The following is a 1,321-nucleotide window of genomic DNA, read 5'->3' on the forward strand; positions in this document are numbered from 1 at the left end:
TGTCGGCGTACTCGCGTATGTGCAGAGGTGGGTACGGATGAACGTGCAGAGCAAGTAGCCGCCGGCTGGTGCTCATTGCCATGCGAGATGATGGGGCGGTGGATCTTCGCTACTTCAATCAGACCGGCTGGACTGCCATCTTCAATGGCACCGAAACCGAGATCGGCCGCATGGTGCGGGTGGAGGCATGGGACCCGGCAACGGGGACGGCCCTTGTCGTCGACCCCAAGCGAGGCGCCATGCGTCCCGTCACGGACTACGAAGACTTCTCCCACCTTGAGAAGGCCGACCAGGTCGTAGCCGCAGTGCCTGGTGGCGGGTGGCGGGCCCACTGGAAGGACGAGGGCCCGGGAAAAACCCCGCTCACGGAACAGGTGCTCGCGTGGCTGATCACCTCGCAGGGACGGGCAACGGCCATCACGATGGACGCTCACGGGCATGTTGACGATGCCGATAGCGCCGACGCATTCATCCCGCCGGGCGAGGAACTGGGCCAGGCTTGAGCCCCCGGATCAGGCGACTTCCGTCTCGCGCTCGATGGCCTTGAGGCGGTTCTTCAGCCGGTAGCTGGGACCGTTGATGGCGACGACTTCGCAGTGGTGCAGAAGGCGGTCGAGGATCGCGGTGGCGAGGACTTCGTCGCCGAATACCTGGCCCCATTCACTGAAGGTCTTGTTCGAGGTGAGGATGATGGAGCCCTTTTCGTAACGCTTGGAGATGACCTGGAAGACCAGGTTCGCCTCGGCGCGTTCGAGGGGCTGGTAGCCAACCTCGTCGACCACGAGGACGCTCGGCCGCAGGTAGGAGCCAAGTTTGCTGGTCAGGCGCCCTGCTGCCTCGGCTGCCTTGAGGTTGCGGACCATGTCGTCGAGGCTGGTGAAGTAGATCGAGTAACCGGCCCGGCAGGCCGCGACCGCCAGCGCGATCGCGATGTGGGTCTTGCCGACGCCAGGTGGCCCGAGCAGGGCGGCATTGGCCTTCGCTTCGACGAAGGACAGCGTGGCGAGGTCTTTGACCTTGCGCGGGTCGAGCTCGGGCTGGAACGAAAAGTCGTACTCGTCCAGCGTTTTGTGGTGCGGCAGCCGGGAGAGTCGCAGGCCCTGTCGGAAGCGGCGGTCGTCGCGGACGGCGAGTTCTTCGGAGAGGACCAGGTCGAGGAAGTCGAGGTAGCCCATCTTGGCCTCGTCCGCCCGCCGGGTGTACTCGTTGATGGCTTCCGCCAGGTGGGGCAGGCCGAGCTTGCCGGCCGTGGTGCGGATGCGGTTGCCGGTCAGCTCGCTCAAGACGATTCCTTCGTCGCTCGGTTGGTGGTGAAGGGACC

The 1,321-nt window shown here is 65.0% G+C and carries 2 protein-coding genes; one reads left to right on the forward strand and one right to left on the reverse strand.

From position 1 onward, the window contains the following. Positions 1-98: 98 nt before the first annotated feature. On the forward strand, positions 99-503 hold the full coding sequence (locus tag ACWCP0_RS41910; RefSeq protein ID WP_451083952.1) for a hypothetical protein: 405 nt from the start codon (positions 99-101) through the stop codon (positions 501-503). Between the two features lie 9 nt (positions 504-512). On the opposite strand, the gene istB is transcribed toward ACWCP0_RS41910, so the two are convergent. Beyond that, positions 513-1,283, reverse strand: coding sequence for an IS21-like element helper ATPase IstB (istB, locus tag ACWCP0_RS41915; protein ID WP_451083953.1), 771 nt, complete (start codon positions 1,281-1,283; stop codon positions 513-515). Positions 1,284-1,321: the final 38 nt, after the last annotated feature.

The sequence above is a fragment of the Streptomyces sp. NPDC001970 genome (assembly GCF_053594115.1).